This window comes from Pseudoalteromonas prydzensis (assembly GCF_011050055.1).
In the GTDB taxonomy this organism is placed as follows: domain Bacteria; phylum Pseudomonadota; class Gammaproteobacteria; order Enterobacterales; family Alteromonadaceae; genus Pseudoalteromonas; species Pseudoalteromonas prydzensis_A.
The window spans coordinates 42,566-51,322 of the sequence record NZ_DRGM01000166.1 but is presented as its reverse complement, the minus strand read 5'-3'; the positions used below and the strand labels follow the sequence as shown (position 1 = coordinate 51,322).

Here is an 8,757-nt window from a genome sequence, read left to right as displayed (position 1 = left end):
GCAATCGATTATAACCACGCACCAAACCGAAGAAATCTTTATTGCATAATAGTGCAGTAATCATCATCACATCCATCACGTTAACCGTGACAGAATAAAAAGACCAAAACCACCAAGGTTCAAAACGATTAACAAAGTTGGTATCTATATGCATGCCAATGAATAACATCATGTTCACCGTTAAACCTATGATGAGATATAGCTTAGCAGGACAGCGTTTAAAAGATTTGTTTTTAGCTATTAGCAAAATCACAACGAGGATAAATAAATCACAAAGAGCCCAAATAGAATAGCTGTAATAGCTATACATCATATCAACCCCAAGTGATAAATTGAGCAAAGGATCTGAAACAAGATAAGATAAGAAAATAGCCAAGGACATCCACATTACTGTGGCATCACTACCTGGCATAGAAGATTTTTTAACAACGTTGTATAGAAACGCCATCATGAAGCCCCACATGACAAAAGTGGCGATGTAAAAGCTAATGTATTGTTGAAATACTTCCATGACTAATTCTGTTAAATATTAGAATATTTTTTGCATTTTTTTTGAAATAAGGAGCTTTTAACTTTATTTACCAATAAAAAGTCTTTATTTGTGATCAGTGCTACTATCATCAAGAAATCAACAATGTTTACACTAAATGAGTAGAATGTCCAAAACCACCAAACTTCTCGATTCCATAAAACCATTAAATCAATATGAATTAGTGCGTACAAAATACTGTTTATTACTAGACCTACATAAATATACTTTGTTGCAGTAGATATACCTGAAAAAAAACGATGAGATAAAATAATTAGTAGCAAAGTGATGAAGTCATACATGAACCATTCAATATAAATATTTATATTCGAATTTTCGAGGACAATGAAGTGATTGCTGCAGAAATAAGATACAGCCATAAAAAAAGAGGTTATAACTAAAGATTTATCTTGATTAAGCTCACTGACATAAAAAAACAGATTTAGTAAAAATGCGAGTAACATCCCTAAAACTATGATTGTGTCAAAATGTAACCCTAGCGAGCTTAAATCAAAATACATCTATTTTATAAATTCCAATACTATGTTGGCTTTTTATCAGGGAAAACTAATCCGCCGCCGCCACGTTGAATTTCAGCACCACCGCCAGCTGCGGCTAATGCTTCATTAGATATAGACACTGTATCAGATTGTAGGGTTTTATTGCTAGCGCTTTGTTCAAGTGCTGGCTTTGATTGTTGCATAGAGTTGTATGCTTGCATTTGCAGTTGGTTGTTAGCTGTAATTTGCATGAGATTGATCCTTTCAAAAATGTTGAATTAATAACTTGTTTAATAAGTTACTGTTGCTTTAGCGCTCTGATTATTTATTGGCGCTTTTAAGATGAACTCACACTGAGTCATCGTACACTTTATAGGTAGCAATTACCGATCCAACATTTTTAAAAACGATCTTTTTTTGATCTTTAAACTCACAGGGGAATAACAGATAAACAGGTCATACCAGATGTATCGGGGCATAAAAAAACGCACAGGGGTAACCGTACGTCTTTTACATCCAGGGATTTCTAGGCCACGTTTTTACACGGGATCTCCGTATTACTACTTAGCTTCAAAATAAATTCCATTGCGACTTCATCGCAATTGTCTCTGCGCAAACATAGTTCACAATCTTTCATTACCTTTTCCGGCAAGCTGTCTTTAGTACAGAATGTGAAACCTTGTTTCTCAAAGAAATCAGGTACTCGCGTCAAAACAATGATGCGATTCAGTGCCAATTTTTTGGCTTTAACTAATAAGTGCTCAACTAACTGACGACCTTGTCCGGTAATACCGGTTTCGGGATCTATACCGAGCGAACGAATTTCAGCAAGGCCAGTATCATAAATATACAGTGACGCACAGCCAGAGACTTTTCCAGCAACTTCAGTCACAGCAAACTCATTAATTGAGTGCACCATGTCACTTTTAGCACGCGGTAGATTTTCGCCTACTGTAGCCCAGTGCTGGATCAACTTAGCTATCGACTCGACATCATCAAGATTGGCGTCACGAACCGTTATTTGCTGTTTTTTTTTGGCATCTTTAACGGCAATGCTTACTTGCTCTAAAGATGTGCCACCGAGTGCTTGGCGCGCTTTAATACATGCGTCTATTTCTAATACAGCATATACGTCCTGTGCAAAAATACTATGTACAGATTGGAATTGTTCTAAACTTAAATCTTCTAAGTTATTCCCTTGTGCGATAGCCATTTGCACCAGTACACCAACAATGTGATGACCTTCCCTGAAAGGGATGCCTTTGGCGACTAAATAATCAGCAAGCTCTGTCGCGTTTGAATGGCCGCCTTTAGCTGCGGCTAAAGTACGCTCGCCATTTACTTTTATACCTTTGATACACGCTTGCGCCATATGAATACAGGCAAGCCAAGTTGGCATGGCATCAAATAAGCCTTCTTTATCTTCTTGCATATCTTTATTATAGGCAAGTGGCAGTGCTTTTAACGTCATCATCATGGCACTAAAGGCACCAAATACACGCCCTGTTTTGCCGCGAATAAGCTCTAGCGCATCGGGATTCTTCTTTTGTGGCATCAATGATGAGCCTGAAGTAACATTATCTGCTAACTCAATGAAACCCGCTTCACCCGAATTATAAAAGATCAAATCTTCTGACATACGCGATAAATGGATCATAGAGATTGATGCACAGCTTAATAGCTCAACCACAAAGTCACGATCTGATACGGCATCTAAACTATTTTTAGTTGCCGCGGTAAAACCTAGCCCCACGGCAAGTGCTTGCCGATCAATTGGGTACGCAGTACCAGCAAGAGCGCCACTGCCTAAAGGGCAAAAATTCATCCGAGCTTTAGCGTCACTTAAACGACTTTCATCACGTTCGAGCATTTCAACATACGCCATACACCAATGACTAAACAAGAGTGGTTGCGCACGTTGTAAATGGGTGTAACCAGGTAAAATAGTACCCAGCTCGCGTTCAGCCAACGCAATAAACTCGCCTTTTAACTGGCCAAGTGCTGCAAGTAAGTGATCTGCGGTATCACGACACCATAAACGAAAATCGGTTGCGACTTGGTCGTTACGGCTACGTCCGGTGTGTAACTTCTTAGCTAAATCACCTACTTTTTCGATTAAAGCAGCTTCAACATGTGAGTGAATATCTTCAGCTCCTGACGTTGCCACCGCTTGTGGATCAGCTTTTACTTCGTCAAGTAACTCATATAATGCTGCTACTAGTGATTGGTGCTCGCTACTAGTTAGTACGTCAACCTGCTTAAGGGCACCTGCCCACGCCACAGAGCCAACTATATCTTGCTCTGCCAGTTGATAATCGAAGGGAAGTGAGTCGTTAAATTGTTTAAACGCCTCATCTGGACCCGTAGAAAAACGTCCGCCCCATAATGCCATGAAATCTCTCCAAACCCTGAAATTGCCCCGTTTTAGTTACGGGGCTGTAGTAAAATTACTTCTTCGCTAGTGCTGAAATTCTGCTTGAAAGCGAGAATAAACGAATAAAACCTTCAGCATGCGATTGGTCGTACACATCATCAGCACCAAATGTTGCAAAGTCTTCGCTGTATAAGCTATTTGGTGATTTTTTCTGAACCGCAGTCACTTGGCCTTTGTATAGCTTAAGTACGACTTCACCCGTTGCCACGGTTGATAACGCTTCTGCGCCCGCTAAGATTGAATCTTTAAGTGGTGTAAACCAGCGGCCGTCATACACTAAATGTGAGAACTCGCCGCCCAGTACTGCTTTCCATTTACGGCTTGCTTTATCAAGTACCAGTTCATCAATTGCTTGTAATGCTGCCATGATCACTGTGCCACCTGGAGTTTCATAACAACCACGTGATTTCATACCTACTAAACGGTTTTCAACGATATCAACGCGACCAACACCATGAGGCGACGCTATCTCATTTAATTTAACTAAACAGTCGTACGGCTTAAGTTGCTCACCATTTACAGCAACAACCTCACCTTCAACCACGTTTAAGGTAACAAATTCAGGTTCATTAGGGGCTTGCTCTGGAGAGTTAGTCCACGTCCACACTTGCTCACTTGGTTGACACCACGGATCTTCAAGCTCACCACCTTCGTGAGAAATGTGCCACGCGTTTGCATCACGGCTGTAGATTTTAGTCGCTGATGCTGAACATGGAATATTACGCTCAGCTAAGTAATCAAGTAATGACTCACGGCTTGATAAGTCCCACTCACGCCACGGTGCAATTACTTGCAGATCAGGGGCAAGGGCTGCAAAACACGACTCAAAACGTACTTGGTCGTTACCTTTACCAGTACAACCATGCGATAACGCATCGGCACCTACTTTACGGGCAATTTCAACTTGTGCTTTAGCAATAATAGGACGTGCCATTGATGTACCTAGTAAATAAGTACCTTCGTAGATAGACCCCGTTTTTAGCGTTGGGTAGATGTAATCACTTACCATCTCATCTTTTAAGTCAACGACATAACACTCAGATGCACCAGAGGCGATCGCTTTTGCTTCTACGCCTTCAAGCTCCTCTGCGCCTTGACCTACATCGGCTACAAATGCAATAACTTCACAACCGTAGTTTTCTTTTAACCATGGCACGATGGCCGACGTATCTAAACCACCAGAATAGGCTAATACAACTTTTTTAATAGAACTCATTGGTGATACCTTACACAAAATTTGGATTTAATAATGAAACAAGCAATGCGTTTTGCGCATGCATACGGTTTTCTGCTTGTTGTATAATTTTTGACGCCGGGCCGTCCATTACTTCTGAGGTAATTTCAAACTCACGGTGTGCAGGCTGACAATGCAACACAGTGTCAGCCCCTGTTTGTTCAAGTAATGCGGCATTTAATTGATACGGCATATACTTTTCTTTTACTTGTTCAAGCGGTGTGTCGTCGCCCATTGATACCCAAGTATCGGCGTACACAGCGTTAGCCCCAACAGCCGCTTCAACACGATCGCTAACCATGACCGATGCGCCATTCATTGCTGCTATTTGCTCAGCTTGCTTAAGAATTTGCGAATCCGGTGAGCTGCCTTTAGGGCATACTGCAACAAAATCAGTACCCAGCGTTGCTGCAAGTAACATCAGTGAGTGCGTTACGTTGTTACCTTCACCTAAATAGGCAAGTTTTAGCTGGCTCACATCCCCGTATACTTCTTGTAATGTTAAAAAGTCAGCCAATGCTTGGCATGGGTGATATAAATCACACAAACTGTTGACCACAGGTACGCTCGAAAATTCAGCAAGTGTGGTTAAGGTTTTGTGCTGATAAACACGTGCCACAATACCATCAGCCCAGCTGGCAATATTTAATGCAAAATCTTTTACTGATTCACGTGCGCCCATGGCACCATTTTGTGAATCAAGATACACCGCATGACCGCCGAGCTTATTGATACCAATATCAAACGATAAACGCGTACGTAAGCTTGGTTTTTCAAATAAAGTAACCACTGATTTACCAGCCAGTGCTTGGCTAAAATCAGCAGGGTTTGCTTTAATTTTTTGCGCAAGATTAAGTAAGTTAAGTGCGCCTTGTTGGTCTAGTTCAAGACCCGATAAAAAATGATTAAACATATAAAACCTATGGTGTAATTTTTGTTCCGACGTGCTCACCCGCAAGTAAAGCGACTAAATTTTCTGGCTTTTGCCAACTCGAAATGTAAACGCCACGTCGTAAGTGCTGGGCAGCAAGAAGGCTGGTCTTAACTTTGACCTCCATCCCACCCAAAATTACTCCTTCTGCAATTAAAGTATTGATCTGATTTGTGTCAAGTTGATGTAACGGCTGTTTATTTGCATCAAGTACGGCTTCTACATCGGTCATAAAAATAATTTCTGCATCGAGCTCTTTAGCAATCGCCGCCGCCGCTTCATCTGCATTCACGTTATACCAAAGACCATCGTCACCAAAACCGATTGAACTAACTAAAGGTAGACGCCCAAGTTTTAATAACTCTGGTATCACACTTTGCACGCCACCGTTACACTGACCAACTTGACCAAGTGCTTTGAGCTTTTGCGACGTAATAATGCCAGCTTCATATAAACTAAGGCCAACAGGTTTATGGCCTGCAACGATTGCCTGGCTCATTAATTGTTTGTTTGCACAACCAGCCAATGCACCAACAATATACGGCATTTGCTCTTTTGGGCTAATACGTAAGCCCTGATGTTTCGCGCTGGCAAAACCCGCTTCTTTTAGCCAGCTATCAACTAACGCCCCACCACCGTGTACAATCACAAACTGTGCTTGAGTTTGTGAAGCTAGCACTTCAAATAACGCTTTTGCCGCGTCTTCTGTGTTGAGTACTGCACCACCGAGTTTGATGACCCATGTTTGCATTACTGTTACCCTTTTAAACCTGTGCTATGAGGTAAATCCATAGCTAAATTAATACATTGCAGTGCTTGGCCTGCAGCACCTTTTAATAAGTTATCAATCGCTGCCATCACAATCAGTTGGCTACCTTGTTGTTGCCAAGCAATGTCCACAAACGGCTGCTTAGCCACCCCTTTAATTGAAGGTATTTTATTACCAAGCAATCTGATCAACGGCTCATCGGCAAGTACTTGATAAGCTTGCGTGACTTGCTCTGGAGTAACATCGGCTTTTAATTGCACATAAATAGTTTCTAAAATGCCACGAGGGAAATTGCCTAAATGTGGCGTGAATAACACTTTATGGCCTAAGTGCTGTTCAATCTCAGGGCTATGTCTGTGGTTAAATAACCCGTATGGTGCAAGCGATACTTCACAAAAATGCGTGCCTACACTGGCTTTACGCCCGGCACCGGTTACTCCCGATACCGCATTAATAATCACTGGCTGATCAGCCAATAAACCGGCTTGCTGCAATGGCTTTAACGCATTTAATGCCGCAGTTGGGTAACAGCCCGCTACGGCAACTAGTTGCGCTTTAGCGATTGCGTCACTATTCCATTCAGCCAAGCCATAGGCAGCTTGTTTAAGTAATTCAGTATGTTGATGCTCAAAACCATAATAAGTTTGATAATCTTCATTGCTACTTAAACGGTAGCCACCAGATAAATCAAAAACCTTTTTACCCATCTTCAAAAAACGTGGCGCTAAATCAACACTCACTTTATGATCAGTACATAAACACACAAAATCAGCTGAGCTTTCGATATCGCTATATGCGCTTTCGCTCAGCGGCAATAAAGGAAAATCAAGTAAACCAACATGCTCAGGATACAAGTCACTTAATAACTTACCTTTATCTAAGCTTTGCTCAGATACATAACACGCTACTAAGGTTAATTGTGGATGTTTTACGACTAAACTTGCTAATTCTGCGCCGCTATAACCACTTGCGCCAATAATCACTACTTTCATTCGTTACTCTTTTTGGGTTTTACTACTATATTTACATTCAAATCGGGTTAGACAGTGCATAAACACACTGTTTTGGGAATGAAACTGGATTATCGTCGTTTTATATTCATTGCGTCGCTTTAATATATTTATGCTTAAAAAGTGAATTGATATTCATCATAAATACTTTTATATTGTTATGCAATTAGATTGAATAATTATTTTGGATTTTTTTTATGCCTTTACCGTCTTTTTTGTCCATGTATCAGCAGTTGATTGCCGCCCCTTCCATTAGTGCTATGGATGAATCGTTAGCCATGAGTAATAAAGGCGTCATTGAGCTACTTGCCAATTGGTGTAGCAGCTTAGGTTTTGAATGCGAAATTACAGAGTTATCAGGCCCTAAAGGTCGCTTTAATTTGCTCGCCAAACGCGGCCAAGGGGATGGCGGTTTAATGCTTGCCGGTCACACCGATACGGTTCCTTTTGATGATAGTCGCTGGAATTATGATCCGTTTAAATTAAGCGAATATGACAATAAACTATATGGTTTAGGCAGTATCGATATGAAAGGCTTTTTTGCTTTTGTACTGCAAGCAATTAGTGAACTCGATGAAACCACACAAACTCAACCAATTTTAATTTTAGCCACCGCCGATGAAGAAACGACTATGGCTGGTGCGCAGCAAATTTGTCAGCACAAAAATTTAAAACCAGCGCGTTGCATTATTGGTGAACCTACTGATATGACACCAGTATTTACTCACAAAGGTCATATGAGTACGGCTATTCGCGTGGTCGGTCGCTCAGGTCATAGCTCTGATCCTGAACGTGGTTTAAACGCCATTGAAGTGATGCATAAAGTAATTGCAAAATTGTTACTTTTAAAAGACGAATTAAAGAATAAATATTCAGTAGAGCACTTTGTTATTCCCTACCCAACATTAAACCTAGGACATATTCATGGTGGTGATAACGCCAATCGTATTTGTGGCTGCTGTGAAATGCATATTGATATGCGCCCATTACCAGGTTTAAGTGTGCAAGAACTGCAAATGATGTTGTTAAAAATAGCGGCAGAAATAAATAATCAATATCCAGATGCAGTGAGTGTGATGGATATGCACGAGCCTATTCCAGCCTTTACCGGCAGTACCGACACGGCATTAGTACAATTAGCAGAAAAAATATCGGGGGAGCAAGCCGTTGCCGTAAATTACTGCACCGAAGCGCCGTTTATTCAGCAACTTGGCTGCGAGACTATCGTAATGGGGCCGGGCTCTATTAACCAAGCCCACCAACCTGATGAGTTTTTAGCGATGGAAAAAATAAAACCGTCGCAACATATTATTAGTGAAATGATTAAAGCGAGTTGCTTTATTTAAAATC

At 41.0% G+C, this 8,757-nt stretch carries 8 protein-coding genes; 1 reads left to right on the top strand and 7 read right to left on the bottom strand.

Going from position 1 to position 8,757, the window contains the following annotated elements; translation table 11 throughout:
* The 7 genes from ENH88_RS15750 to argC all read right to left on the bottom strand — a co-directional run.
* Positions 1–511, bottom strand: a 511-nt coding sequence (locus tag ENH88_RS15750; protein ID WP_304183611.1) for a hypothetical protein, incomplete at its 3' end; no start/stop codon positions are given.
* Between the two features lie 559 nt (positions 512–1,070).
* On the bottom strand, positions 1,071–1,280 hold the full coding sequence (locus ENH88_RS15745) for a hypothetical protein (protein ID WP_304183609.1): 210 nt from the start codon (positions 1,278–1,280) through the stop codon (positions 1,071–1,073).
* A 275-nt stretch (positions 1,281–1,555) separates the two neighbouring features.
* Entirely contained in the window at positions 1,556–3,421 is a 1,866-nt protein-coding gene (argH, locus tag ENH88_RS15740) for an argininosuccinate lyase (protein ID WP_304183606.1), read from the bottom strand.
* A gap of 55 nt (positions 3,422–3,476) precedes the next feature.
* Positions 3,477–4,679, bottom strand: a complete 1,203-nt coding sequence (locus ENH88_RS15735; RefSeq protein ID WP_304183604.1) for an argininosuccinate synthase — start codon at positions 4,677–4,679, stop codon at positions 3,477–3,479.
* Between the two features lie 10 nt (positions 4,680–4,689).
* On the bottom strand, positions 4,690–5,610 hold the full coding sequence (locus ENH88_RS15730) for an ornithine carbamoyltransferase (protein ID WP_304183602.1): 921 nt from the start codon (positions 5,608–5,610) through the stop codon (positions 4,690–4,692).
* A gap of 7 nt (positions 5,611–5,617) precedes the next feature.
* Complete coding sequence (argB, locus tag ENH88_RS15725; protein WP_304183601.1) at positions 5,618–6,379, bottom strand: acetylglutamate kinase; 762 nt, start codon at positions 6,377–6,379, stop codon at positions 5,618–5,620.
* Positions 6,380–6,384: 5 nt separating this feature from the next.
* On the bottom strand, positions 6,385–7,389 hold the full coding sequence (argC, locus tag ENH88_RS15720; RefSeq protein WP_304183600.1) for an N-acetyl-gamma-glutamyl-phosphate reductase: 1,005 nt from the start codon (positions 7,387–7,389) through the stop codon (positions 6,385–6,387).
* 215 nt (positions 7,390–7,604) lie between these two features.
* Here argC and argE point away from each other — a divergent pair, with 215 nt between their 5' ends.
* The gene (argE, locus tag ENH88_RS15715; RefSeq protein WP_304183598.1) at positions 7,605–8,753 is read left to right on the top strand and encodes an acetylornithine deacetylase; all 1,149 of its coding nucleotides are present in this window, start codon (positions 7,605–7,607) and stop codon (positions 8,751–8,753) included.
* The last annotated feature ends 4 nt before the right edge of the window (positions 8,754–8,757 follow it).